Genomic DNA, 23850 nt, shown 5'->3' with positions numbered 1-23850 from the left:
AGTTCAATCAATGCAGGTCAGGCTGCCTTTGGGCAGTTGACCGGTCGCGACCAGCTGACGGATTCGTTCTGCCAGCGCCTGCCGCTCTTCAGGCGGTGTCAGTGGGTCCTGGCCCGCGTAGCGCTGATAGCTCCATGAGCGCAGTGCTTTCACCCAGTAGGTCGAGTCCGGCGCTTCGTCGATTTTCCGCAGTAGGTAGGCGAGGCGTTGCCAATACGCCAGCAGACCGAAGAGCGTTTCGCGGCGAGTCTCATCCAGCTCCCGCCAGCGTCGATCGAGGTAATGGCTGATCGGCCCCTGAAGGCTCTGCCAGGGGAGTTTGCGCAACCGTTCGAGGGCGCCGCGAAACACCTTGGGCGAAGGATGCTCCAACTGTTCGATGAAGGCCGGTAGTGCGTCTTCGTCCAACTGAGCGATGGCCGCCAATCGGACCCGCGTGCTGGCCGAGCGCAATGCGACGTCGAGCCAGGTCGTATACACTGGCTTGCCAAGGGTCGCACTCAGGCTCAGCACACCCAGCCATCGAGCGGTGGTCGCTGGCATTGCCCCGGATACGCTTTGCAGCAGTACCTGTGCCGGGTCGATTCCTTCGCGTGGCGCGTGCCACAGTGCTATCGAGCGCACGCTCGCCGAACTATCCAGCAGTCCGCGTTCAAGTGCCTCGGGCGGCACCATCGGCTCTTTCATCAGGAGCCTGAGGGCCTTGCCGCGCACTGTTGCCGAAGCATTGGCCATAGCCATGTGCAGTAGTGCTTGCCGGATCGCGCTTGGTTGCTTTCGGGCCGCATCCACTGCCCGTGTACGCACCACCGGGTCGGGATGACGCAGCGCCTGCTCCACCAGCGCAGCGGAGCCATCGGCTTCGGCCAGTACGCGGAAAAGCAAGCGCGCCGCCTCCCCGCGTAAACCAAGCCAGGTTGCCTTGACCTCCGCCGCATGCTCCGGTCGGGCCAGTAATGACTGCACTTTATGCAGCAGGGAGCGATGATCGCCGCGTTGCTGACGGCTCAACGCGAGCAGTTGCGGCAGGTTCTGCAGGATCAGCGAAACCTGCTCATCGGCCAAGTAGTCTTCGATGCCTTGCAGAGCCTGTACGCGTATGGCTAGCACCCAGTCGTTGGCGCGGGTGAGCAGTACGCCGAGTGCCTCCGCGGAACGCCGACGGGCCAGCATGCGTACGGCCAGTTCGCGGACATATCCGTTGTAGCTGCGGCTCCCGCCTGGCCAGTCCGTCTCAGGGTTGGCGTTCGCCAGCACGGTCAGCGCTTCGTTGACGCCGTAGCCAGCGCGTTGCTGGTCCAGCCAGTTGCGCAGGGCTTGCGCCGTCTCGTCCGAGGGGGTGTCCGGCGAGCGCCTGCGCTCCAGCCAGTGTTTGAGTTGTTTCATATTTCCCTCTCTGTGCGCGCTCAATGGTCAGGCGCGCATTCACAGTCCATTGTCGTCGGCGACGTCTGTTGTCAATCTGTCGCGCTGGCGGCCAGCGCGGACAATGTTCGCCGTCGCGGGTTGTGCAGGGTGAGGCACCAGATACCCCACCATTCCTTGCCGTCGTCGAAGTAGCTGCTCCAGTTACTGCGATGGGGCTCGGCATCGCCGTCGCCGACCCAGTCGAGCACCTGCAGCTCCTCGTCCGGGTACAGCCGCAGCACCTGCAGCCATTCGCGGAAGTCCGCCACCTGCAGCTGGGTGCCGTAGGGTGGGTTGCGGAAGGCGCGGCACAGCGGGTTGTCGTCGCGGGCCAATTCGCGCACTGCCTCGATGTCGAGTGTTTGCGGGCGGGCCTGTGCCAGGTCCGGGGTTAGGTCTGGCCAACGATGGTGGGCGTGTTGCGGGTACTTGGCGATGATCTCAGCCTGCCATTTCCTCGCGCGCTCCTGGATGGACTCGAACAGCATCTGCAACGCCAGGCGATGTTCCGCCTCGCCGGGCGTGGCGGTCGGGGCGAGTGTCAGCACGCGAAAGTCGAAGACGCAGCCCGCCTGTTCCAGGCGGGCGCGCAGCTCTTCCGTGCGCTGGTTTTCCATGGGTTGCAGCATGTCCTTACCTCATCCTTTCACGCACACCACCTGACGCAGGGTATGCAGCACTTCCACCAGCTCGCGCTGGGCGTCCATCACCGCGTCGATGTCCTTGTAGGCCATCGGGATCTCGTCGATCACGTCCTTGTCCTTGCGGCATTCGACGTGGGCGGTGGCGCGCACCTGGTCTTCGACGCTGAACAGCTTCTTGGCCTTGGTGCGGCTCATGGTCCGCCCTGCCCCGTGGCTGCACGAGCAGAACGCCTCTTCGTTACCCAGGCCGCGGACGATGAAGCTCTTGGCGCCCATCGACCCCGGAATGATGCCGAGCTGGCCCTTCTGCGCGGACACCGCGCCTTTACGCGTTACCAGTACTTCTTCGCCGAAGTGGCGTTCCTTCTGCACGTAGTTGTGGTGGCAGTTCACCGCTTCCAGGCTGGCTTCGAACGGCTTGCGGATGACCTGCCGCGCCGCCGCAATCACCGCGCGCATCATCAGTTCGCGGTTCTGCCGGGCGAAGTCCTGGGCCCAGCCCACGGCTTCGACGTAGTCGTCGAAGTGCTGGCTGCCTTCTTCGAAGTAGGCCAGGTCACGGTCCGGCAGGTTGGCGATGTGCTGGCGCATATCGGCCTGGGCCAGTTCGATGAACAGGTTGCCGATGGCGTTACCCACGCCGCGCGACCCGCTGTGGAGCATGAACCAGACGCGGTTGGCTTCGTCGAGGCAGACCTCGATGAAGTGGTTGCCGGTGCCGAGGGTTCCCAGGTGCTTGCGGTTGTTGGTCTTCTCCAGTTTCGGGTGCTTGTCGGTGATCACCTTGAAGCGGCCGGCCAGTGCGCGCCACGCGTCGTCGGCGTGCTCGGGCACGTCTTCCCAGGCGCCCTGGTCGCGGCGGCCGAAGGTCTTGCCGTGGGGCACGGCCTTCTCGATGGCGGTGCGCAGGCCGTGCAGGTTATCCGGCAGGTCCGAGGCCACCAGCGAGGTGCGCGCGGCGATCATGCCGCAGCCGATATCCACACCCACGGCGGCCGGGATGATGGCGCCCTTGGTGGGAATCACGCTGCCAATGGTCGAGCCTTTACCCAGGTGCACGTCCGGCATCACGGCCAGGTGCTTGAAGATGAAGGGCATCTTCGCGGTGTTCATCAGTTGCTGCCTGGCGTCGTCCTCGACCGGTACGCCCTGGGTCCAGAGCTTGATCGGTTTGCCGTTGGCGACTTCCAGCAGTTGGAAGGTCTTGGTGCTCATGTTTCAACTCTCTATTGTTGCGGGACGATCTGGCCGGCAGCGGGTTGCGCTCGGCCGTCGCGAATTCGTTTGTTCAATCGACAGGTACGGCAGCGTATCGCCGTGGAATACACCTGTCCCTGACAGTCTTCGTACCACCACTTCTGCTGCGCGGCGGTCCAGGTCTGCTCGGCGCCGCAGTCGTGGCAGGTGAACTGCTGATCCTCGTACCAGCCACGGCGCACGAATAGCGGGTCGCCGTAGCTGTTGTAGGGCGCCAGGTTCGGGCGGTTGACCGGCAAGCTGCCGGGCGGCGCCAGGCGGCTTTCTGGCTGCCTGGCCCGCTCGACCTTCCAGGCCTTGCGTCGCTGGCGCTTCTGGCGGATTTCCTGGCGGCGCTGTTTGTTGCTCTTCACGGTGCCAACTCCTGCGCCGGGCAGGCCCTGGTCAGGCCTGCTTCAGCGTTACCAGTCCATTCAATACCTGATCCAGGCCGCCGAATACCGAGATGCGGTCGATTCGTTCGGCTACCCGCTCCAGGGTTTCCAGTTCCTTCAAACGCAGGGCGGTGGGGTTGTCTTCCATCACCTTGGCCGTGTTCAGCAGCGAACGGGTCGCCGAGGTTTCTTCGCGGCGGCGGATCACGTTCGCCTGTGCAGCCTTTTCCGCCTCCACCACCTGGGCCAGCAGAGTCTTCATCTCGCCCGGCAGGATGATGTCGCGCACGCCCAGGCCGCTGACCTCGATGCCGGTGCCCGGCAGGCGCTCCTTCAGGTAGGCGCTGACCGAGTCGTCGATGAGCTGCTTGTTCTCCAGCAGTTCATCCAGCGAGCGAGTGCCGACCGCCGCACGCAAGCCGAACTGCAGCTCGCGATAGAGGTGCTCCAGCGGCTTGGACAGGCTGGAAAACGCCGTCAGCACGTCGCTGTAACGCCAGTTGGCGGCCAGGTTCAGGCGCAGGCTGACCTTGTCGCGGGTGAGGATTTCCTGGCCGCTGACTTCCAGTGCCTGGATCCGCGTATCGATCAGTTCCACGCTCACCTGGCGGTTGTAGCGCCAGAAGCCGTACTGGCCAGCCGGCAGCAACTCGACCACCGCACCGTCGACCTTCAGCACGCCGACCTGGTAGGCCGGCACCAGGGTCACCAGCAGCGCTTCGACACCGATCACGCTGCGGCCGCGCAGGTTGCCCTGCATCTGCTGCAGCAGCGCCGGCGCCACGCGGTACTCCTGGCTCAGGTCGATGCGCTCCAGGCGCTGCTCGGTCTGGCCCTTCCAGTACAGCCGGCGGCTGCCCGGTACGAGGATTTCCGCCAGCACACCGTCTTCGAAGCGCAGGCCGGCCTCGTTTTCGGCCAGGTCCATACGGGTGAAGTAGTGCTCGACCAGCGTTGGTTCGGACTGGCGCAGATAGCCGGTCAGACGGTGTTCGAACAGCGGGGTGTTCAGGCTGAAGGTTTCCACGCTCAGGCGGTTGTACAGATCCAGGTGGCGATGGATACCCGGCTTGAGGATCGCCAGGAAATCGCCCTCGGAGTACAACAGGCCGCGTTCGTTCTTCTTCACGGTAAAGCGCTTCAGCAGTTTCATTTCGTTCTCTTCCTTCTTCTCTTTGTCCTTGGGTGCCGGTGTTCGCCGGCCCGTCGGGTGGCGAGGTGGGGGCCTGCGAGAGCCAGGTGCTGCGGACGTCATGTCCATTGCGCCGAATCCATCGGCCAGCACTTGCCTTGTCGCAGGCCCGGTCCTCGTACCGGGCGGGCCGGCGGCGGCTTCGGGTCCCTGGCGTATCCGGCCTTCCTGGCCGCTTTGCGCCTGTCCCGTCGCCCACCGGCGGGGTGTTGCCTTCATGAGTAGCTGCCTTAACAGGGCAGTGTTCGAGCGGGAGTCGAACCCGCGACAGGCCATTGCTTCGATGGCTGCTCTACCGGACTGAGCTATCGAACGGCGCGGGCAGGATTCGAACCTGCGACGGTTCCCACGAAGGGGAGTGCTCTACCGGGCTGAGCTACCGCGCCATCGACCGTGACTGCTGCAGCGGCATGCACGAAGCCGACACCAGGGGTGGGCTCGGGCACCGGCGGGAGTGGAAGTCCCTGCCCGTGGGCTGCATCAGCGATGCGGTCGAGGGAGATATAGCGAGGGGCGTGCCAGGTTTGTTTTGGATGGGCGGGGAATTTTTATAACTATTTGATAAGTAACGGTTTAATTATTTTTATTGGGTTGCTTTTCGGTTATGTCGGTTGGCTGATGCAGCTATTTATGGATATCCTGAGATCGTTATTTATCTTTATGGATAAAAGATGACAGCCAAGAAAACCGTCGCCATCGGCTTCCTCGGTTCCACCCTGGATCGCGTTGGCAAGGGCGCGGCGCGCTGGCAGAAGTGGCGGCCCACGGTCGGCCTGTGCCAACAGCAGGACCTGCTGATCGATCGCCTGGAGCTGATCCATGGGCTGGATGCGCGGGATGTCAGTCTGGCCGAGCGCATTGCGGCAGACGTGCGGCATATCTCCCCGGAAACCGAGGTGTGCCTGCAGCCCATGGCGCTGCGCAACCCGTGGGACTTCGAGGAGGTCTACGGTGCGCTGCACGATTTCGTCGGTGGCTACAGCTTCGATACCGAGCACGAGGACTACCTGGTGCACATCACCACCGGGACCCACGTCGCGCAGATCTGCTGGTTCCTCCTGACCGAGGCGCGCTACCTGCCGGCGCGGCTGGTGCAGGCTTCGCCATCGCGGCGCAAGGACGAGGCGCGGCAGCCGGAGGGGACAGTCGCGGTCATCGACCTTGACCTGTCACGCTACGACCGCATCGCCACGCGCTTCCGTCGTGAGCAGGAGGAGAGCCTGGCTTTCCTCAAGTCCGGCATCGCGACGCGCAACGCCGAATTCAACCGCTCCATCGAACAGATCGAGCGGGTTGCCGGGCGCTCCCGCGCGCCGATGCTGCTGATCGGCCCGACCGGTGCCGGCAAGTCCTTCCTCGCTCGTCGCGTGTACGAACTCAAGCGCGCACGGCACCAGTTCCAGGGGCGCTTCGTCGAGGTGAACTGCGCGACGTTGCGCGGTGACGGCGCCATGTCCGCGCTGTTCGGCCATATCAAGGGGGCCTTCACCGGCGCGCAGAACGCCCGCGAGGGCCTGCTGCGCGCGGCAGATGGCGGCATGCTGTTCCTCGACGAGATCGGCGAGCTGGGCCTGGATGAGCAGGCCATGCTGCTCAAGGCCATCGAAGAGAAGCGCTTCTTCCCGCTGGGCTCGGACCGCGAGGTGGGCAGTGACTTCCAACTGATTGCCGGCACCCATCGTGACCTGCGCGAGCGCGTGGCCGAAGGGTTGTTCCGCGAGGACCTGTTCGCCCGCATCAACCTCTGGACATTCGATCTGCCGGGTTTGGCCGGCCGCCGCGAGGACATCGAGCCGAACATCGATTTCGAACTGGAGCGCCACGCCCGCGAGCAGGGCCGCCTGGTGCGTTTCAACCGCGAGGCACGTACGCGTTACCTGGCTTTCGCCAACTCGGCGCAGGCGTTGTGGAGCGGCAACTTCCGCGAGCTGTCGGCGTCCATCACCCGCATGGCGACGCTTGCCGACAGCGGCCGGATCGACGAGGTGCTGGTGGAGGAAGAGATTGGCCGACTGCGCCGCTCCTGGGGCGCCACCCAGGCCCAGAGCCTGCTGGATCCTTTGCTGGGGGAGGGCGCCGAGGCGCTGGACCTGTTCGACCGCCTGCAGCTGGAAGCGGTGATCGACGTCTGTCGGCAGGCACGCAGCCTGTCCGACGCCGGCCGCCAGCTGTTCGCCGTCTCGCGTCAGGAGAAGCAGAACCCCAACGACGCTGACCGCCTGCGCAAGTACCTGGCGCGCTTCGGGCTGGACTGGGCGTCGTTGAGGGACTGAGGCGCAACGCGCCTCAGTAGTGATACCAGCGCAGCTCCAGCATCACTTCGTTGCGCGGGCTGGCTTCATGGCTGAACTCACGCTGGGCTGACAGGCGCAGGCCGAGGTTGCGGCCCAGTTCCACCTGCTGGCCGAAGCTCAGGGTGCGGCGTACTTCGCCGTTGTGGAAGTAGTCGCCCTTGCCTTCGAGGCTGAGGTTGCCGAGCGGATTACTCCACAACACGCCGGTGTCGAAGCCCATGGCCGGGGCGAGGGTGGCGGCGAAGTCCTGGTTGTTCTCCAGGCGCGCGGTGCCCAGGGCATAGGCCTGCAGATCATCGGTCAGCTTCCAGCTGCCACCGGCGCCACCGTTGAGGTGGCCGACCAGGGTGTCGTGGTCGTTGTCGCTGTGCTTGCCGATCACCCGTTCCCAGCCGCCGGCGACCTGCCACGACAGCGGTTTCAGCAGCTCGTTGCGCGGCGTCATGGAGCGGATGGTGACCAGGTCCAGCTGCTGCAGTTGCCAGCGGCTGCCTTCGTACTGGCGAAGCTTCAGCTGGCCGATCTCGATCTGTGCGCCCAGCGGGAAGCCGTAGGCGTTGTCGTCGAGGTCGTGGTAGGCCATGCGCAGGCCGTACTGGGCGAAGGCTTCGCCGTCGCGGCTGCCGGCGCCCAGTTGCCAGGTACGTGACTCGTGGCCGTTCTCCGGCTGGCCGGGGCGCTCGACCTCCAGTGCTGGCGGCGGGTTGCTGTTGATCGCCTTGAGCAGGTTGTAGCTGCGCGAGGCGGTGGATTGGTCGCGCTCCTGGCCGGTGGCGCGGTAGCGCACCAGGCGGAAGGCAGTGTCCTGCACCAGGGCCTGGCGATCAGCGGGCAGGGCTGTGAATTCGGGGCTCTGCAGCTGACTGTCGTCGTCGGCGATGTGGCGGGCCAGCACCTTCTCGTCGTGGCTCAAGGGCTCGCCACGGGCCAGCAGCTCACGCTCGCGGGAGGGGCGATAGTCCACCCGGTCGATCAGCCCGGCGTCCTTCACCGCGCGCACCGTGTCGGTGGGAATGGCGGTGATCGGGAAATGGTCGGTGAGCTCGGTGCCGGGGCGGGCGATTTCCAGCAGCTCCAGCAGGCGGAAGGAGCAGTTCTCGTCGAAGAAGTAGTACTTGAAGCGGATCTGTTTCAGCTCCCAGACGTGCTCGACCATGCGCGCGGTTTCTTCCGGCGTGAGGTTCAGGCGGTATTCCCAGAGGTCGCGGTTCTCCAGGCGGCTGTATTCGGAGAGCTTCTCGCGGTAAGGCACGAGGGCGAACAGGCCGGGGTAGCCGCCCATCAGGCCTTTCCAGGCGTAGAGGATGCTGTTGTCCATGCCCTCGATATAGGCGCCGAAGTTGAGCGCATAGCTGAGCAGGGCGGTGTTGTCGGAGTCGACGTCGGCCTGGTCAATGCGCAGCAGGGTGTGACCGAACATCGAGGACGGACTGTTCAGGTAGGCCGCCGGGAATACCAGCACGGCGCTGTGCGGGTTGATGTCCTGGTACCAGGTGGTGAACTCCTTGCACTCCACCGTTGGCAGGTCATCGAGCTGCAACTGCTGGCGCAGCCAGCGGGTGCGCGCCGGGTAGACGCACTGTGCGTGCTTGTCGCCGAGGCTGGCCGGGGCGTAGAGGGCCTTCACGGTGGCGGCCAGTTCGGATTCCGGATGGCGGTCTCCATCCTTGGCGAGGAAGAACTTCGGGTCGTCGACGAAGCTGCGCCAGCCACCGAGCTTGGCGTGTTCATAGTGACCCAGGGCCAGCCAGTAGGGCTCGTCAGCCAGCGACTGCAAGCGTTGTGGGTCGATCGCGGGCGAAGCCAGCAGTGGGGTGCAGGCGCACAGCGCCATCCAGGGCAACAGGCGTTTGGGCATCGAGTGGGCTACTGGGAGGGAAGGGTGAGCCCGCCGTCAGGGCAGCGGGCTCGCGTTGGCCATCAGGCCTGTTCGGCGTACTTGGCCAGGGTGCTGTCCTGCTTCAGGACGGCCTGGGTGTTGGCGTAGACATCTTCGGCGGTGACGTCGGATTTGTTGAAGATATGCGCGAAGTGTTCATGGGTGACCTGGGCGAAGTGCGCGCGGTCCTCGGGCTTCACGCCCAGCACTACGGCATAGGTGGTCAGCGCTTCGCCGTCACCCTTGGCCATGTCTTCGGAGAGCTCGTCCATCATGCTGCTGAGCACGATCATCGGTTTGCCGCCGTAGGTCAGCGCACCGTTGGTGTGGCAGCCGTTGGTGCCGGTGGTCATGCCGAAGGTGTTGTTGCCGCTGGTGCCGTTGGTGGTGGCTGCCAGGACGTGGGTGGCGGTGCCGCGCTGGCCCTTGAATAGCATGTTGCCCCAGCCGCAGCCGTCGCTGCCGGGGGCATCGGCGAGGGCGCTCAGGGAGGCGGTGGCGAGGAGGGTACCGAGCAGAATCCTTTTCATCGTTTTTCTCTCTTTTTGAGGTCGGGCTTTTTGAGATCGGGAAACGTTGAACAGTCGCTGACAGCCTAACAGCGCCTGTCAGAGCTTTTCTCCAATGCCTTGCAGGTGTCAAGGCAACCGCTGCCGCAGGCAGTATGGCCGGCCCCGGCTGAAAGGGCCCGGATGACCGGCAGTTGATCGGCATCAGCAGCGGAAGTCTTGGAACCGACCACACTTGAATCAGTTCCCCTTGCGAGGAAGTCGTCATGGTCGATTTCGATCCACGGCCAGCGCTTGATCAGTTGGCAGCCGAGTATTCCAAACGTGCCGAAGCCATCCGCCGCGACCTGGGTCGCAGCCATTCGCCGGACTTCGCCGAACAGGCCCAGCAGCGGCAGAACGACGACGTGCTGCGCGCGTTGCTGGCCGAAGCGGATGCGGGGATGCGCCTGGTAGGCCTGGCGCGCCTGCGTCTGGCTGACGGCACCTACGGCGAGTGCGCGCGTTGTGGCGAGGCCATCGAGGAGCGCCGCCTGCGCGCTCTGCCGGCTGCCGAGCACTGCCTGCGCTGCGCCGATGCGGTGGACTGAAACTGTCACCAATACTGCCTTGCCAGTGGCGCGCAGGCGGCGCGAGAATGCGGACGAATCTCCGCGGCCTCGCGCCGCCCGAAGCAAGGACCTCCAATGCCCGATTCCGTTGCTGCCGGCCTGCGCCTGGCGCCCGATGAACTGACCCGCCCCTTCACCCCCGAACAGTTTCCCTTCAAGACCACCGAAGAACTGGAGCCTTTCCTGGGCGTGCTCGGACAGGAGCGCGCGGTCGAGGCGCTGCAGTTCGGCGTGGCGATGCCGCGTCCGGGTTACAACGTGTTCGTCATGGGCGAACCGGGCACCGGTCGCTTCTCTTTCGTGCAGCGTTATCTGAAGGCCGAGGGCAAGCGCCTGCCGACGCCGGCCGACTGGGTCTACGTCAATAATTTCGATGATTCGCGCGAGCCTCGCGTGATCGAGCTACCGCCAGGCAGCGCCGCTGAGTTCGGCGCCGACATCGACCACCTGATCGACAACCTGCTTTCTACCTTCCCCTCGGTATTCGAGAGCCCCGCGTACCAGCAGAAGAAGAGCGCCATCGACCGCGCCTTCAACCAGCGTTACGACAAGGCTCTGGACACCGTCGAGCGCCTCGCGCTGGAGAAGGAAGTCGCCCTTTACCGCGATAGCGCGAATATTGCCTTCACCCCGATGAAGGACGGCAAGGCGCTGGATGAAGCAGAGTTCGCCCAGTTGCCGGAAGAGGAGCGCGAGCGCTTCCACGCCGACATTGCCGACCTCGAGGAACACCTCAACGAGGAGCTTTCCAGCCTGCCGCAGTGGAAGCGCGAGTCCAGCAACCAGCTGCGTCAGCTCAACGAGGAAACCATCACCCTGGCGCTGCAGCCGCTGCTGGCGCCACTGGTGGAGAAGTACAACAACAACTCCGGAGTCAGCGCCTACCTGCAGGCCATGCAGCTCAACCTGCTGAAGACCGTGGTCGACCAGTTGGTGGACGCCGAACGCACCGACCCGCAACGCAAGCAGGGCCTGGAAGAGCAGTACGCACCGAACCAGGCGATCGGCCACCATGCCACCAGCGGCGCGCCGGTGGTGTTCGAGTCGCACCCGACCTATGACAACCTGTTCGGTCGCATCGAGTACGCCTCCGACCAGGGCGCGCTCTACACCAGCTATCGCCAGTTGCGCCCCGGTGCGCTGCACCGCGCCAATGGCGGCTTCCTGGTGCTGGAGGCGGAGAAGCTGCTCAGCGAACCGTTCGTCTGGGACGCCCTCAAGCGCGCGCTGCAATCGCGCCAGCTGAAGATGGAGTCGCCCCTGGCCGAGCTCGGCCGCTTGACCGCCATGAGCCTGACGCCCCAGGTGATCCCACTGAACCTCAAGGTGATCATCATTGGCTCGCGGCAGATCTACTACACGCTGCAGGACCTCGATCCGGACTTCCAGGAAATGTTCCGCGTGCTGGTGGATTTCGACGAGGACATCCCGCTCGCCGAGGACAGCCTCGAACAATTCTCCCAACTGCTGAAAACTCGTACTTCCGAAGAAGGCCTGGCGCCGCTCACCCGTGAAGCCGTGGCGCGCCTGGCGACCTACAGCGCCCGCCTGGCCGAACACCAGGGCCGCCTTTCGGCGCGCATCGGGGACCTGTTCCAGCTGGTCAGCGAAGCGGACTTCATCCGCCAGTTGGCCGGCCAGGAAGTGACTGACCTGGGCCACATCGAGCGTGCCCTGAAGGCCAAGGAAACTCGCACCGGCCGCGTGTCGGCGCGGATTCTCGACGACATTCTCGCCGGCATCATCCTGATCGACAGCGAAGGCGCCGCGGTGGGCAAGTGCAACGGCCTGACCGTGCTGGAAGTGGGCGACTCCGCCTTCGGCATGCCGGCGCGCATCTCTGCCACCGTCTATCCGGGCGGCAGCGGCATCGTCGACATCGAGCGCGAGGTCAACCTCGGCCAGCCGATCCACTCCAAGGGCGTGATGATCCTGACCGGCTACCTCGGCAGCCGCTACGCCCAGGAGTTCCCGCTGGAGATTTCCGCGAGCATCGCCCTGGAGCAGTCCTACGGTTACGTGGACGGTGACAGCGCCTCGCTGGGCGAGGTCTGCACGCTGATTTCCGCCCTGTCGCGCACGCCGCTGCGCCAATGCTTCGCGATCACCGGCTCGATCAACCAGTTCGGTGAAGTGCAGGCGGTGGGCGGGGTCAACGAGAAGATCGAAGGCTTCTTCCGCCTTTGCGAGGCCCGTGGCCTGACCGGCGAGCAGGGGGTGATCATTCCGCGCGCCAACGTTGCCACCCTGATGCTCGACGAGCGTGTGCTGCAGGCGGTGCGTAACGGCCAGTTCCACATCTACGCCGTGCGCCAGGCCGACGAGGCGTTGAGCCTGCTGGTCGGTGAGCCGGCCGGTGCGCCGGACGCCAAGGGCCACTTCCCCAAGGGCAGCGTCAACGCCCGTGTCGTCGAACGCCTGAAGGAAATCTCCGAGCTGGGCATGGACGAGGAAGAGAAGGAAAAGCCCGCCAAGGAGCCCGCTGCTGCCAAGCCCGCCAGCAAGCCGAAGGCGGAGAAGGTGCCGGTGGACAAAGCCCCTGTGGAGAAAGAGCGCGCCCGCAAGAAGAAAGACGCTGACTGAATACGGCCAGGGCAGGGCGCCGGCCGGGGCATTCCACCGGCGCCATTTTCACGCCGTTGTCCGCAAGATGGGCGGATAAATCCGCACTTTCGCGTGTCGGAACCTGGGTGTAGTCTCAAACTCAGGACAACCGCGAGGGTGCCGCCATGCCGCGTAACCTCTGCCTTATCCGCCCCTGTCTGGGGCTGACCACGCGCATCGAGTGCGAGATCAGGCCGCTGGCCGGAGAGAATGGACTCTGGACCTTGTTGTGTGCCGCCGGCATGTCCGGTGCGCAGCCTACCGCCATCAAGGCGCAGGGCCCGTTCTGCGGGCCTTTCGTGGCCGAAGGTGTGCTTGAGGCGATCTCCGACTGCCTGGCCCAGCAGGGCTACATCGTGGCAGACGATCCCCCCATCTGGCAGTTGCACCTGCAAGGCGAACTGCGCCGCCTGAACGGCGAACGCTCGCGCCATGTCGGCAACTTCCAGTTCCGCCCCGAGGGTTGAGGCTTGCAAGGCTGAGAGAAGGATTGCGCAGTCCCTGCACGATCCGCTGAAAGCCGCGGGGCGCTTGGTCGCTACGGTTTCATACCGTGGCCGCCCACATATTTATCCACAGAAATCCGGGATAACTCGCAAAAGTCATCCGCTATACTGCGGCCGCCCTTTCCCAAGACTTTTCCTACGAGCACCATGGAACGATTCGTCGAAAACTCCCTGTACGCCGCGCGCTGGCTGTTGGCGCCGATCTACATCGGCCTGTCGCTGGCCTTGCTGGCGCTGACCATTAAATTCTTCCAGGAAATCTTCCACATCCTGCCCAGCATCTTCAGCATCGCCGAGGCGGACCTAATCCTGGTGCTGCTGTCGCTGATCGACATGGCGCTGGTCGGCGGCCTGCTGGTGATGGTGATGTTCTCCGGCTACGAGAACTTCGTGTCGCAGCTGGATATCGACGAAGGCAAGGAAAAGCTCAGCTGGCTCGGCAAGATGGACGCCAGTTCGCTGAAGAACAAGGTGGCCGCCTCCATCGTGGCGATCTCCTCGATCCATCTGTTGCGGATCTTCATGGACGCCAAGAACATCGAAGACAACAAGCTGATGTGGTACGTGATCATGCACCTCACCTTCGTCCTCTCGGCCTTCGCCATGGGCTACCTGGACAAGGCCACGCGCCACGACCACTAAGGCTCTGCTGCGTCATCCACACCGCCCGACCGTTGCAAAACGGACGGGCGGTTGCGTTTTCGGCTTGCGGTGCGCGCCTGCTGGTCAAGACTTTCCGCGTGGATCAATCCGCAGGAGGTGCAGCATATGAATCTGCAGGAACTGACCAGCCGCTCCGTCGCCGGCGACATCGACGAGATCAACCTGGTGTCGCTGGAGGGCGATATCTACGTGCTGGAGGCTCGCATGGGCGCGCGCTTCTACCCGGTCCAGGACGAGGCCGGGCACGTCATCAGCGTGCGCTCGGTTGCCCACGCGCGGGAAGTGCTCCGGGCGCTGCCCAGCGTCCCTTTCCATCTGGTGCATGCCGTGGTGCATGACGAGATGTGCGGCATGGACGATGAGCGCGACATCGGCGCCGGTGTGACCATCCCGCTGCACTGAGTGTGTAGCGAGGCGCTTGGCCCATCCCGCTGCGCGAGGCACGCGCGGTGGGGGAGGCGGTGCATCTGTGCTAGGCTGGCGGCCCTTTTTTGAACCCCCAGCGGAGCGCCGCCATGAGCGAACTCAATCTTTCCACCGACGAAGCCCGCGTCAGCTACGGCATTGGCCGTCAGCTGGGCGACCAGCTGCGCGAGAACCCGGTTCCGGGCATGACCCTCGACGCCATTCTGGCTGGCCTGTCCGACGCTTACGCCGGCGCCGAAAGCCGCGTTCCGGGCGAAGCCTTGTCCGCCAGCTTCCAGGTGATCCGCGAGCGTATGCAGGCCGAAGCCCAGGTGAAAGCCGAAGCCGCCGCTGCTGTTGGTCGCGAGTACCTGGTGGAGAACGCCAAGCGCGAAGGCGTGACCGTCCTGCCGTCCGGCCTGCAGTACGAAGTGCTGACCACCGGTGAAGGCGCCAAGCCGTCCCGCGAAGACACCGTGCGCACCCACTACCACGGCACCCTGGTCGACGGCACTGTCTTCGACAGCTCCTACGAGCGCGGCCAGCCGGCTGAATTCCCGGTGGGCGGTGTGATCGCCGGCTGGGTCGAGGCCCTGCAGCTGATGAACGCTGGCAGCAAGTGGCGCCTGCATGTGCCGAGCGAACTGGCCTATGGCGGCCAGGCCGTCGGCAGCATCCCGCCGCACAGCGTGCTGGTGTTCGACGTCGAGCTGCTGGAAATCCTCTGATTCCCGAGGGTTCGCTGCGCAGTGCCATCCCTGGCCACTCCGCAGGAAAAGGGGCGCTTCGGCGCCCCTTTGTGCATCTGCCTCCCGGGCGGCAGAGCACTGGCGGCGCGTCCTGCGCCGCCGCAATTTCCACACTGCACATGTTTTTTGTAGGAGCGAGCTTGCTCGCGAACAGCCCCTGCATCGGTATCGAGAGAGGCTCGCGAGCAAGCTCGCTCCTGCAGTCGTGGTTGTGGTCGTCAGCGCAGCGCGCGGGCGTAACAGAACAGGAACAGGTTGCGCACCAGTTCCTTGAGCACCAGCGGCTCGCTGGTGCTGAGCTCGGACAGCTCCAGGCCGCCCTGTTCGCGCAGCTCATCCAGGGCCTCTTCCTCCAGTACCGCGCAGACTTCCCCGGTGTCCCGATGCAGGATGCGCAGGTAAGGGTGCGGGCGATCCAGCCAGGCGTCGATCATGTAGGTCATGGCGTGTTCCTCCGTGCAGACCTTTTAATGAGAATAATTCTTATTATCTTAATAGCAAGCGCCAATTGGAAAAATTTTTCTGCTGGCGACGATCTGTTGTTTCCGGGCAGACAACAAAAAGCCCGCCGCGGCGAACCGGGGCGGGCTTTTGCGAAACGGCGGATCAGTGCGTGCGGGCGACCGAGAACTCAGCCAGTTCGATCAGCGCGGCGCGGTATTCGTTGTCCGGCAGCGCCTTGAGGTGCTCGATGGCGCGGGCGGCGTATTCGCGGGCGAGGTTGGCGGTGTAGTCCAGCGCGCCGGCGGCTTCCACGGCGGCGCGGATGCCTTCCAGGTCCTGGCTGCCGCCTTGCTGGATAGCCTTGCGCACCAGTGCAGCCTGTTCCGGGGTGCCGTCGCGCATGGTGGCGATCAGCGGCAGGGTGGGCTTGCCTTCGGCGAGGTCGTCGCCGACGTTCTTGCCCAGGCTGGCGGCGTCGCCGCGGTAGTCGAGCAGGTCGTCCACCAGTTGGAAGGCGATGCCCAGGGCATCACCGAACAGGCGCAGCGCCTCGGCTTGCTCGGCCGGTGCGTTAGCCAGCGCAGCTGCGCTGTGGGTGGAGGCCTCGAAGAGCATCGCGGTCTTGCCGCGGATGACTTCCATATAGGTATCTTCGGTGGTGCTGGCGTCGCGAACCTTGGACAGCTGCAGCACTTCGCCTTCAGCGATCACGCGGGTGGCCTGGGAAATGATGCGCATGACCGGCATGGAGCCCAGCTCGACCATCATTTCGAAGGAGCGCGCATAAAGGAAGTCGCCCACCAGCACGCTCGGCGCATTGCCCCACTGGGCATTGGCGGTGGCGCGGCCGCGGCGCAGGCCGGAGGCGTCGACCACGTCGTCGTGCAGCAGGGTGGAGGTGTGCAGGAATTCGATGGTGGCGGCCAACAGCTTCAGGTCATCGCCCGAATAACCCAGCGCCTTGCCGGAGAGGAGCACCAGCAGCGGGCGAAGACGCTTGCCGCCGGCGGAGATGATGTAGTCGCCGATCTTTTCCACCAGGGGAACGCGGGAAGTGAGTTGGCGACGGATGATGCCGTCGACGGCGGTGAAGTCGTCCGCCACCACGCGATAGAAAGCCTGGGGTTGCATTAAAGACAGCGCTCCTCGTAGATTGCGCGGCATGCTAGGTGCCGGGGGGAAGGCCTGTCAAGGCGAGGCCCCATGGGGCTTGATCCGCACTGGGGGTTTGCGTACAATCGCGGCCCCGAACTTCCCTGGCATATCCTGCCTTACGCAATTGCACGGGCGTCCTTTCCGGCCCCATGCAGCCATGCCGACCGATTCCTCTTTCTATAAAGCGTCGGGTGAGCAGGTCTAACGGAGACATCCAGATGTACGCAGTAATTGTTACTGGTGGCAAGCAATACAAAGTCACCGAAGGCGAATTCCTCAAGGTCGAGAAACTCGACGTTGCCACCGGCGAAGCGATCAACCTGGATCGTATCCTGCTGGTTGCCAATGGCGACGACGTCAAGATCGGCCTGCCGGTGGTAGAAGGCGCGAAAGTGACCGCAGAAGTGGTTTCCCACGGTCGTCACGACAAAGTGCGCATCATCAAGTTCCGCCGCCGCAAGCACCACATGAAGCGTCAGGGCCACCGCCAGTGGTTCACTGAAATCAAAATCACCGGCATCCAGGCCTAATTCCTCTTCAGGAGAATTGACTCATGGCACACAAAAAAGCTGGCGGTAGTACCCGCAACGGCCGCGACTCAGAAAGCAAACGCCTTGGCGTGAAGCTGTTCGGTAGCCAGGCTGTCAAAGCAGGCAACATCATCGTGCGTCAGCGCGGTACCCAGTTCCACGCTGGCTACGGCGTTGGCATGGGCAAGGATCACACCCTGTTCGCTAAAGTCGACGGCGTGATCAAGTTCGAAGTGAAAGGCGCCTTTGGCCGTCGCTATGTAAGCGTCGTCGCTGCCTAAGCGAGCTCTCACTGAAAAAGCCCTGTCTCGCGACGGGGCTTTTTTGTTTCTGGCGTTTCCAGGCGAGGTGCTGTCGGTTCGGGCGTTTGCGCGGACTTGGCTGTATCCTATGCTCCTTTTCTTATTTTCAACCCGCAGGCTCTGCGGGAGGCGTTCGCAATGAAATTCGTCGACGAAGTATCCATCCACGTGAAAGCCGGTGACGGCGGCAACGGTCTCATGAGCTTCCGCCGCGAGAAGTTCATCGAGAAAGGCGGTCCCAACGGCGGTGACGGTGGTGACGGCGGCTCGGTGTATCTCGAGGCCGACGAGAACCTGAATACCCTGGTGGACTACCGCTACACCCGTCGTTTCGACGCCCAGCGCGGCGAGAACGGTGGCAGCAAGGACTGCACCGGCGCCAAGGGTGACGATCTCGTCCTGCCCGTGCCGGTCGGTACCACCATCATTGATGCCAATACCCAGGAAATCATTGGTGACCTGACCGCTGCGGGCCAGCGCATCATGGTTGCCCAGGGCGGCTGGCACGGCTTGGGTAATACCCGCTTCAAGTCCAGTACCAACCGCGCGCCGCGCCAGACCACTCCGGGCAAGCCGGGTGATGCGCGTGACCTCAAGCTGGAGTTGAAGGTGCTGGCGGATGTCGGTCTGCTCGGTCTGCCGAACGCCGGCAAGAGCACCTTCATTCGTGCGGTGTCTGCCGCCAAGCCGAAGGTTGCCGATTATCCCTTTACCACCCTGGTGCCGAACCTGGGCGTGGTCAGCGTCGGTCGCTTCAAGAGCTTCGTGGTCGCCGACATTCCCGGCCTGATCGAAGGTGCTGCCGAAGGCGCCGGCCTGGGTATCCGCTTCCTCAAGCATTTGGCGCGTACCCGCCTGCTGCTGCATATCGTCGACATGGCGCCGCTGGATGAGAGTGATCCGGCCGATGCCGCGGAAACCATCGTCCACGAGCTGGAGAAGTTCAGCCCGGCGCTGACCGAGCGTGACCGCTGGTTGGTGCTGAACAAGATGGACCAGATCCTCGAGCCCGAGGAGCAGGAGCGTCGCAAGCAGGCCGTGGTCGAGCGCCTGGGTTGGGAAGGCCCGGTCTATGTGATCTCTGCGCTGGAGCGCGAAGGCACCGAGAAGCTGAGCCAGGACATCATGAAGTACCTCGACGAGCGCACTCTGCGCATCGAGGAGGAGCCGGCCTATGGCGAAGCCCTGGCGACCCTGGATCAGCGTATCGAAGACGAGGCTCGTGCCCGTCTGCAGGCCCTGGATGATGCCCGTGCACTGCGCCGCTCCGGTCTGAAGAATGTCGATGATGTGGATGATGATGATTTCGAGGACGACGAAGACGACGGCGACGGGCCGGAAATCTTCTACGTGCCTTGATCGGAGCGGCGCCCGCCGGTCCGGATGAAACGTGTGAAGCCTGACTTCTAAGGTTGAGGGTATGCGTGAGAAGGTCACTGGCGCCAAGCGCTGGGTAGTCAAGATTGGCAGTGCGTTGCTGACCGCCGATGGTCGCGGTCTGGATCGCGACGCCATGGCGGTTTGGGTTGAGCAGATGGTCGCGCTGCATTGCGCGGGCGTCGAGCTGGTGCTGGTGTCCTCGGGCGCCGTCGCGGCGGGCATGAGTCGCCTGGGTTGGGTTTCCCGACCTAGTGACATGCATGAGCTGCAGGCGGCTGCCGCGGTGGGGCAGATGGGCCTGGTGCAGGCCTGGGAGTCCAGCTTCGGCGTGCATGGCCTGCAGACCGCGCAGGTGTTGCTGACCCATGACGACCTGTCTGACCGCAAGCGCTATCTGAATGGGCGCAATACCCTGCGCACGCTGGTTGATCTCGGTGTGATCCCGGTCATCAACGAGAACGACACCGTTGTCACCGACGAGATCCGCTTCGGTGACAACGACACCCTGGCGGCGCTGGTGGCCAACCTGGTCGAGGCTGACCTGCTGGTGATCCTTACCGATCGCGACGGCATGTTCGATGCCGATCCGCGCAACAATCCCGACGCCCAGTTGATCTTCGAGGCCCGTGCCGATGATGCGGCGCTGGATGCCGTGGCTGGCGGCACGGGTGGTGCGCTGGGGCGTGGCGGTATGCAGACCAAGCTGCGCGCGGCTCGTCTGGCGGCGCGTTCTGGTGCGCATACCGTCATTGTCGGTGGTCGTATCGAGCGCGTGCTGGATCGCCTGCGTGTCGGTGAGCGTCTCGGTACGCTGCTGACCCCTGAGCAGAGCCGCAAGGCGGCGCGCAAGCAGTGGCTGGCTGGGCATTTGCAGATGCGCGGCACGCTGGTGCTGGACGATGGCGCCGTCAAGGCGGTCGCCCAGGACCACAAGAGTCTGCTGCCGGTTGGTGTGAAGGCCGTGCAGGGCAGCTTCCGGCGCGGCGAGATGATCGTTTGCGTGGATCAGCAGGGGCGCGAAATTGCCCGTGGGCTGGCCAACTACAGTGCGCTCGAGGCGCAGAAGATCATCGGTCAGCCGACCGATGCCATCGAAAGCCTGCTGGGCTATGTCGATGGTCCGGAGTTGGTGCACCGCGACAACCTGGTACTTGTCTGAGGACTTCTCCATGCGCAAGGGATTGATCGCTGCGTTGATGCTGCTGCCGGCGCTGGCGCGGGCTGATGTGATTGGCGAAGTGTCCACCGTCTTCAAGTGGGTCGGGCCGAACGACAAGATTGTCGTCGAGGCTTTTGACGATCCGAAGGTGGAGGGCGTCAGCTGCTACCTGTCCCGCGCAAAGACTGGTGGCGTGAAGGGCGGTCTGGGGTTGGCGGAGGATCGCGCCGAGGCGTCGATCTCCTGTCGTCAGGTCGGGCCGATCCGCTTCTCGGGTGAGCTTAAGGATGGCGAGGTGGTGTTCCAGCAGCGCACGTCGCTGGTGTTCAAGACCATGCAGGTGGTGCGTTTCTTCGACAAGAAGCGCAACGCGCTGGTTTATCTGGTCTACAGCGACCGGGTGATCGAAGGCAGTCCGCAGAATGCGGTGACGGCGATTCCGATCATGCCGTGGCCTGAAAAGTAAGAAAGAGAAGGGCGGGCGACCGCCCTTTCTTTTTGTCCGCAGAAAGGTGTGCCTGTGGATAAGGGGGCTTTCTGCAGGGTGAATAACCTGGGGCAGGTGATTCGCTGGTTTTTGACGGATAGCGCTGGTGCGTTGTGCGCCCTGCGGCTGTTTCCGGAGAAATCGCAGGCAATAAAAAACCGGCCCTGGGGCCGGTTTTTCAAGAACGGAACGCTTACGCGGTGGCCAGGGCCTTCACGTGGGCGTTCAGGCGGCTCTTGTGGCGAGCGGCCTTGTTCTTGTGGATGATGCCTTTGTCGGCCATGCGGTCGATGACCGGTACGGCAGCAACCAGAGCGGCCTGGGCCTTCGGCAGGTCCTTGGCGTCGACTGCTTTGACTACGTTCTTGATGTAGGTACGAACCATGGAACGCAGGCTGGCGTTGTGGCTGCGACGCTTCTCAGCCTGTTTGGCGCGTTTTTTGGCGGAAGGTGTGTTGGCCACCGTCGAGCTCCTCGAAAAAAACTTGGGATGTTGCGAATAAATTAAGGCCGCGAATAATGCCGTTGCATCAGGGCCTTGTCAAGGGTATGCGCGGCCTCCGACGAGTGGTGCGACGGGCGCACGCTGTCCGGCGGATGGGGTGATTTATTCGCCCCGCGGCCCTACACTGCTGCGCTTCGCCTGGCGGCCGGGCTTTCGCCCAGGCCAGTGCCGCGCCCTGCAGGGTCGGCCATTCTACCAGTTCTGGACGCTATGAACCTACTCAAGTCGCTGGCCGCGGTCAGCTCGATGACCATGATCTCGCGGGTGCTCGGCTTCGTGCGCGACACCATCGTCGCGCGCATGTTCGGCGCTGGCATGGCCACCGACGCCTTCTTCGTCGCCTTCAAACTGCCCAACCTGCTGCGCCGCATCTTCGCCGAGGGCGCGTTCTCCCAGGCTTTCGTGCCGATCCTGGCCGAGTACAAGACCCAGCAGGGCGAGGAGGCGACCCGCACCTTCATTGCCTATGTGTCCGGCTTGTTGACCCTGATCCTGGCGCTGGTCACCGCGCTGGGCATGCTCGCCGCGCCCGGGGTGATCTGGGTAACGGCGCCCGGCTTCGTCGATTCGCCGGAGAAGTTCGAGCTCACCAGCTCCCTGCTGCGGGTGACCTTCCCTTATATCCTGCTGATCTCGCTGGCCTCGCTGGCGGGGGCGATCCTCAATACCTGGAACCGCTTCTCGGTGCCGGCCTTCGTGCCGACCCTGCTGAACGTCAGCATGATTCTCTTCGCGCTGTTCCTGACCCCGTACTTCGACCCGCCGATCATGGCGCTGGGTTGGGCGGTGCTGGCCGGCGGCCTGGCACAGTTGCTCTACCAACTGCCGCACCTGAAGAAGATCGGCATGCTGGTGCTGCCGCGCATCAACCTGCGCGATTCCGGCGTCTGGCGTGTGCTCAAGCAGATGGGCCCGGCGATTCTCGGTGTTTCGGTCAGCCAGATTTCGCTGATCATCAACACCATCTTCGCTTCCTTCCTGGTCGCCGGCTCGGTGTCCTGGATGTACTACGCGGACCGCCTGATGGAGCTGCCTTCCGGCGTGCTCGGCGTGGCGCTGGGCACCATTTTGCTGCCGTCGCTGGCCAAGACCTATGCCAGCGACGATCGCCACGAGTACTCGCGCCTGCTGGACTGGGGGCTGCGCCTGTGCTTCCTGCTGGTGCTGCCATGCTCCCTGGCCCTGGCGGTGATCGCCGAGCCACTGACCGTCGCGCTGTTCCAATACGGCAAGTTCGATGCCCACGACGCCTTGATGACCCAGCACGCACTGGTCGCCTATGCGGTCGGCCTGCTTGGCATCATCCTGGTGAAGGTGCTGGCGCCGGGCTTCTATGCGCGGCAGAACATCAAGACGCCGGTGAAGATCGCGCTGTTCACCCTGGTTTCCACCCAACTCATGAACCTGGTGTTCATCGGTCCGCTCAAGCACGCGGGCCTGGCGCTGGCGATCAGCCTGGCGGCCTGCCTGAACGCCGGCCTGCTCTATTGGCAGCTGCGCAAGCACCAGTTGTTCGATCCGCAGCCGGGCTGGGGCAAGTTCATCGCCAAATTAGTCGTATCTGTACTGGTGATGTGCGCCGTGTTGATCGGCATGATGCACTTCATGCCAGCCTGGGATCAGGGCGGCATGCCGATTCGCCTGGTGCGCCTGGGGGCCCTGGTGGCGGCGGGTATCGTTGCCTATTTCGGTATGCTGGCGCTCCTTGGCTTCCGCCTGCGGGACTTCTCCCGTCGCGCGGTGCTGTAGCCTTCACCGGGTAAAGCATTGCATCCGTTTGCGGCGACGGCATTTTGCCTGTCGCGCCGCGGCGGGTGCGGGTATAATCGACCACTTTCTGAGCAATACGCGCGCTATGCAGCTGCTTCGAGGCCTTCACAACCTGCGGCCCCTGTCCGGGGGCTGTGTCGCCACCATCGGTAACTTCGACGGCGTCCATCTTGGCCACCAGGCGATCCTGGGGCGTCTGCGCGAGCGTTCGCTGGAGCTGGGCGTGCCCAGCTGCGTGGTGATCTTCGAGCCGCAGCCGCGCGAGTATTTTGCGCCTGACGCCGCGCCGGTACGCCTGAGCCGCCTGCGCGAGAAGCTTGAGCTGCTGCGCCAGTACGGTGTCGATTTCGTCCTCTGCCTGGCCTTCAACCGCCGTCTGCGCGAGCTGTCGGCTGCTGAGTTCGTGCGCCAGGTGCTGGTGGAGGGCCTGCGGGTCCGCCATCTGGAAGTGGGCGATGATTTCCGCTTCGGTTGCGACCGTTCCGGTGACTTCGCCTTCCTGGTCAACGCCAGCGCGGAGCAGGGCTTCACCGTCGAAGCCGCGACCACCGTGGAAGTCGACGGCATGCGCGTGAGCAGTTCGCGTATCCGCAAGGACCTCGCCGATGGCGACCTGCATATGGTCGAGCGTCTGCTGGGTCGCCCGTATCGCCTGAGCGGCCGCGTGCTGCACGGGCAGAAGCTGGGTCGCACCCTGGGCTCGCCCACTGCGAACATCCAGCTCAAGCGCCGCAAGGCGCCGCTCAACGGCGTTTACCTGGTCAGCACGATGGTGGCTGGCCTGCGCCGGAACGGGGTTGCCAACATCGGCACCCGGCCGTCTGTGAATGGAGACGGCCGGCCCCACCTGGAAGTGCATCTGCTGGACTTTGCCGGCGATCTGTACGGCCAGCACCTGGATATCACGTTCCACCAGAAGCTGCGTGATGAGCAGCGTTTCGCCTCGCTCGAGGCACTCAAGGCGGCCATCCTCGCCGACATCGCCGCCGCCCGAGCCTACTGGCTGGGCCAACCGCTTGATTGA

The 23850-nt window shown here is 64.1% G+C and carries 24 protein-coding genes and 1 tRNA gene; 14 read left to right on the top strand and 11 right to left on the bottom strand.

Translation table 11 applies throughout. The annotated features are described in order from the left end of the window. Window positions 1-3: 3 nt before the first annotated feature. From AC2T4A_RS30005 to AC2T4A_RS29980, 6 genes are all read right to left on the bottom strand, one after another. Window positions 4-1386, bottom strand: a complete 1383-nt coding sequence (locus AC2T4A_RS30005; RefSeq protein WP_486742474.1) for a PBS lyase — start codon at window positions 1384-1386, stop codon at window positions 4-6. Window positions 1387-1457: 71 nt separating this feature from the next. Next, entirely contained in the window at window positions 1458-2036 is a 579-nt protein-coding gene (locus AC2T4A_RS30000) for a hypothetical protein (protein ID WP_478377386.1), read from the bottom strand. A 9-nt stretch (window positions 2037-2045) separates the two neighbouring features. Next, on the bottom strand, window positions 2046-3266 hold the full coding sequence (locus AC2T4A_RS29995) for an RtcB family protein (RefSeq protein ID WP_486742473.1): 1221 nt from the start codon (window positions 3264-3266) through the stop codon (window positions 2046-2048). Between the two features lie 11 nt (window positions 3267-3277). Then, window positions 3278-3661 carry a zinc-ribbon domain-containing protein gene (locus tag AC2T4A_RS29990; RefSeq protein WP_486742472.1) on the bottom strand — a complete coding sequence of 128 codons (384 nt, stop codon included), beginning with the start codon at window positions 3659-3661 and terminating at the stop codon, window positions 3278-3280. A 31-nt stretch (window positions 3662-3692) separates the two neighbouring features. Continuing rightward, the gene (locus AC2T4A_RS29985) at window positions 3693-4835 is read right to left on the bottom strand and encodes a slipin family protein (RefSeq protein ID WP_486742470.1); all 1143 of its coding nucleotides are present in this window, start codon (window positions 4833-4835) and stop codon (window positions 3693-3695) included. Window positions 4836-5187: 352 nt separating this feature from the next. Further along, window positions 5188-5260 (bottom strand) — tRNA-OTHER (locus AC2T4A_RS29980). Window positions 5261-5545: 285 nt separating this feature from the next. On the opposite strand from AC2T4A_RS29980, the gene rtcR reads away from it, so the two are divergent. Next, entirely contained in the window at window positions 5546-7147 is a 1602-nt protein-coding gene (rtcR, locus tag AC2T4A_RS29975; protein WP_486742469.1) for an RNA repair transcriptional activator RtcR, read from the top strand. A 13-nt stretch (window positions 7148-7160) separates the two neighbouring features. On the opposite strand, the gene AC2T4A_RS29970 is transcribed toward rtcR, so the two are convergent. Together AC2T4A_RS29970 and AC2T4A_RS29965 are read right to left on the bottom strand one after the other, a co-directional pair. Then, entirely contained in the window at window positions 7161-9026 is a 1866-nt protein-coding gene (locus AC2T4A_RS29970) for an Lnb N-terminal periplasmic domain-containing protein (RefSeq protein ID WP_486742468.1), read from the bottom strand. Window positions 9027-9088: 62 nt separating this feature from the next. After that, window positions 9089-9577, bottom strand: a complete 489-nt coding sequence (locus AC2T4A_RS29965) for a DUF3015 domain-containing protein (RefSeq protein WP_486742467.1) — start codon at window positions 9575-9577, stop codon at window positions 9089-9091. Window positions 9578-9822: 245 nt separating this feature from the next. Here AC2T4A_RS29965 and AC2T4A_RS29960 point away from each other — a divergent pair, with 245 nt between their 5' ends. The 6 genes from AC2T4A_RS29960 (at window position 9823) to bamJ (ending at window position 15073) form a co-directional block, all read left to right on the top strand. Further along, window positions 9823-10146, top strand: coding sequence for a TraR/DksA family transcriptional regulator (locus tag AC2T4A_RS29960; RefSeq protein ID WP_045217219.1), 324 nt, complete (start codon window positions 9823-9825; stop codon window positions 10144-10146). Window positions 10147-10242: 96 nt separating this feature from the next. Beyond that, a complete protein-coding gene (locus tag AC2T4A_RS29955) occupies window positions 10243-12750 on the top strand; it encodes a Lon protease family protein (protein WP_478377380.1) in 2508 nt (835 codons plus the stop codon). A gap of 146 nt (window positions 12751-12896) precedes the next feature. Then, window positions 12897-13238: a PA4575 family protein gene (locus AC2T4A_RS29950; RefSeq protein WP_024763074.1), complete on the top strand. Its 342-nt coding sequence runs from the start codon at window positions 12897-12899 to the stop codon at window positions 13236-13238. A 186-nt stretch (window positions 13239-13424) separates the two neighbouring features. Continuing rightward, window positions 13425-13919 (top strand): TIGR00645 family protein, encoded by a 495-nt coding sequence (locus AC2T4A_RS29945; RefSeq protein WP_017521628.1) that lies wholly within the window; start codon window positions 13425-13427, stop codon window positions 13917-13919. A 126-nt stretch (window positions 13920-14045) separates the two neighbouring features. After that, a complete protein-coding gene (locus AC2T4A_RS29940; protein ID WP_024763075.1) occupies window positions 14046-14342 on the top strand; it encodes a DUF6482 family protein in 297 nt (98 codons plus the stop codon). Between the two features lie 113 nt (window positions 14343-14455). Next, window positions 14456-15073, top strand: a complete 618-nt coding sequence (gene bamJ / locus AC2T4A_RS29935; RefSeq protein ID WP_416745814.1) for a BamJ family beta-barrel-assembly machinery protein — start codon at window positions 14456-14458, stop codon at window positions 15071-15073. A gap of 239 nt (window positions 15074-15312) precedes the next feature. On the opposite strand, the gene AC2T4A_RS29930 is transcribed toward bamJ, so the two are convergent. Together AC2T4A_RS29930 and AC2T4A_RS29925 are read right to left on the bottom strand one after the other, a co-directional pair. Beyond that, window positions 15313-15537 carry a PA4570 family protein gene (locus AC2T4A_RS29930; RefSeq protein ID WP_024763077.1) on the bottom strand — a complete coding sequence of 75 codons (225 nt, stop codon included), beginning with the start codon at window positions 15535-15537 and terminating at the stop codon, window positions 15313-15315. A 163-nt stretch (window positions 15538-15700) separates the two neighbouring features. Next, on the bottom strand, window positions 15701-16669 hold the full coding sequence (locus AC2T4A_RS29925; RefSeq protein WP_416745812.1) for a polyprenyl synthetase family protein: 969 nt from the start codon (window positions 16667-16669) through the stop codon (window positions 15701-15703). Window positions 16670-16911: 242 nt separating this feature from the next. On the opposite strand from AC2T4A_RS29925, the gene rplU reads away from it, so the two are divergent. The 5 genes from rplU (at window position 16912) to AC2T4A_RS29900 (ending at window position 20530) form a co-directional block, all read left to right on the top strand. Next, window positions 16912-17223 carry a 50S ribosomal protein L21 gene (gene rplU, locus AC2T4A_RS29920; RefSeq protein WP_015475683.1) on the top strand — a complete coding sequence of 104 codons (312 nt, stop codon included), beginning with the start codon at window positions 16912-16914 and terminating at the stop codon, window positions 17221-17223. A gap of 23 nt (window positions 17224-17246) precedes the next feature. Continuing rightward, window positions 17247-17504, top strand: coding sequence for a 50S ribosomal protein L27 (rpmA, locus tag AC2T4A_RS29915; RefSeq protein WP_017521622.1), 258 nt, complete (start codon window positions 17247-17249; stop codon window positions 17502-17504). A gap of 159 nt (window positions 17505-17663) precedes the next feature. Beyond that, window positions 17664-18884 (top strand): Obg family GTPase CgtA, encoded by a 1221-nt coding sequence (gene cgtA, locus AC2T4A_RS29910; protein ID WP_416745809.1) that lies wholly within the window; start codon window positions 17664-17666, stop codon window positions 18882-18884. Between the two features lie 61 nt (window positions 18885-18945). Further along, window positions 18946-20064, top strand: a complete 1119-nt coding sequence (gene proB, locus AC2T4A_RS29905) for a glutamate 5-kinase (RefSeq protein ID WP_416745807.1) — start codon at window positions 18946-18948, stop codon at window positions 20062-20064. 10 nt (window positions 20065-20074) lie between these two features. After that, on the top strand, window positions 20075-20530 hold the full coding sequence (locus AC2T4A_RS29900; RefSeq protein WP_478377378.1) for a CreA family protein: 456 nt from the start codon (window positions 20075-20077) through the stop codon (window positions 20528-20530). Window positions 20531-20744: 214 nt separating this feature from the next. On the opposite strand, the gene rpsT is transcribed toward AC2T4A_RS29900, so the two are convergent. Next, on the bottom strand, window positions 20745-21014 hold the full coding sequence (gene rpsT, locus AC2T4A_RS29895) for a 30S ribosomal protein S20 (RefSeq protein ID WP_009617555.1): 270 nt from the start codon (window positions 21012-21014) through the stop codon (window positions 20745-20747). A 252-nt stretch (window positions 21015-21266) separates the two neighbouring features. Here rpsT and murJ point away from each other — a divergent pair, with 252 nt between their 5' ends. Then, window positions 21267-22805 (top strand): murein biosynthesis integral membrane protein MurJ, encoded by a 1539-nt coding sequence (gene murJ / locus AC2T4A_RS29890; RefSeq protein ID WP_486742465.1) that lies wholly within the window; start codon window positions 21267-21269, stop codon window positions 22803-22805. A gap of 106 nt (window positions 22806-22911) precedes the next feature. Next, window positions 22912-23850 (top strand): bifunctional riboflavin kinase/FAD synthetase, encoded by a 939-nt coding sequence (gene ribF / locus AC2T4A_RS29885; RefSeq protein WP_416745800.1) that lies wholly within the window; start codon window positions 22912-22914, stop codon window positions 23848-23850.

The sequence above is a fragment of the Pseudomonas sp. PVC-3-1 genome (assembly GCF_057444315.1).
Note: the sequence above shows the minus strand (reverse complement) of the source record. Positions and strands in the feature narration are given on the sequence as shown.

What these genes read in the sequence shown, in the direction of transcription:
- AC2T4A_RS29955 (WP_478377380.1), top strand. Translation starts at nt 10,243, where the DNA reads ATGCCCGATTCCGTTGCTGCCGGCCTGCGCCTGGCGCCCGATGAACTG.
- AC2T4A_RS29940 (WP_024763075.1), top strand. Translation starts at nt 14,046, where the DNA reads ATGAATCTGCAGGAACTGACCAGCCGCTCCGTCGCCGGCGACATCGAC.
- AC2T4A_RS29970 (WP_486742468.1), bottom strand. Translation starts at nt 9,026, where the DNA reads ATGCCCAAACGCCTGTTGCCCTGGATGGCGCTGTGCGCCTGCACCCCA.
- bamJ (WP_416745814.1), top strand. Translation starts at nt 14,456, where the DNA reads ATGAGCGAACTCAATCTTTCCACCGACGAAGCCCGCGTCAGCTACGGC.
- murJ (WP_486742465.1), top strand. Translation starts at nt 21,267, where the DNA reads ATGAACCTACTCAAGTCGCTGGCCGCGGTCAGCTCGATGACCATGATC.
- AC2T4A_RS29900 (WP_478377378.1), top strand. Translation starts at nt 20,075, where the DNA reads ATGCGCAAGGGATTGATCGCTGCGTTGATGCTGCTGCCGGCGCTGGCG.
- rplU (WP_015475683.1), top strand. Translation starts at nt 16,912, where the DNA reads ATGTACGCAGTAATTGTTACTGGTGGCAAGCAATACAAAGTCACCGAA.
- AC2T4A_RS29930 (WP_024763077.1), bottom strand. Translation starts at nt 15,537, where the DNA reads ATGACCTACATGATCGACGCCTGGCTGGATCGCCCGCACCCTTACCTG.
- rpmA (WP_017521622.1), top strand. Translation starts at nt 17,247, where the DNA reads ATGGCACACAAAAAAGCTGGCGGTAGTACCCGCAACGGCCGCGACTCA.
- AC2T4A_RS29960 (WP_045217219.1), top strand. Translation starts at nt 9,823, where the DNA reads ATGGTCGATTTCGATCCACGGCCAGCGCTTGATCAGTTGGCAGCCGAG.
- AC2T4A_RS30005 (WP_486742474.1), bottom strand. Translation starts at nt 1,386, where the DNA reads ATGAAACAACTCAAACACTGGCTGGAGCGCAGGCGCTCGCCGGACACC.
- ribF (WP_416745800.1), top strand. Translation starts at nt 22,912, where the DNA reads ATGCAGCTGCTTCGAGGCCTTCACAACCTGCGGCCCCTGTCCGGGGGC.
- cgtA (WP_416745809.1), top strand. Translation starts at nt 17,664, where the DNA reads ATGAAATTCGTCGACGAAGTATCCATCCACGTGAAAGCCGGTGACGGC.
- AC2T4A_RS29950 (WP_024763074.1), top strand. Translation starts at nt 12,897, where the DNA reads ATGCCGCGTAACCTCTGCCTTATCCGCCCCTGTCTGGGGCTGACCACG.
- proB (WP_416745807.1), top strand. Translation starts at nt 18,946, where the DNA reads ATGCGTGAGAAGGTCACTGGCGCCAAGCGCTGGGTAGTCAAGATTGGC.
- AC2T4A_RS29985 (WP_486742470.1), bottom strand. Translation starts at nt 4,835, where the DNA reads ATGAAACTGCTGAAGCGCTTTACCGTGAAGAAGAACGAACGCGGCCTG.
- AC2T4A_RS29945 (WP_017521628.1), top strand. Translation starts at nt 13,425, where the DNA reads ATGGAACGATTCGTCGAAAACTCCCTGTACGCCGCGCGCTGGCTGTTG.
- AC2T4A_RS29995 (WP_486742473.1), bottom strand. Translation starts at nt 3,266, where the DNA reads ATGAGCACCAAGACCTTCCAACTGCTGGAAGTCGCCAACGGCAAACCG.
- AC2T4A_RS30000 (WP_478377386.1), bottom strand. Translation starts at nt 2,036, where the DNA reads ATGCTGCAACCCATGGAAAACCAGCGCACGGAAGAGCTGCGCGCCCGC.
- rtcR (WP_486742469.1), top strand. Translation starts at nt 5,546, where the DNA reads ATGACAGCCAAGAAAACCGTCGCCATCGGCTTCCTCGGTTCCACCCTG.
- AC2T4A_RS29965 (WP_486742467.1), bottom strand. Translation starts at nt 9,577, where the DNA reads ATGAAAAGGATTCTGCTCGGTACCCTCCTCGCCACCGCCTCCCTGAGC.
- AC2T4A_RS29925 (WP_416745812.1), bottom strand. Translation starts at nt 16,669, where the DNA reads ATGCAACCCCAGGCTTTCTATCGCGTGGTGGCGGACGACTTCACCGCC.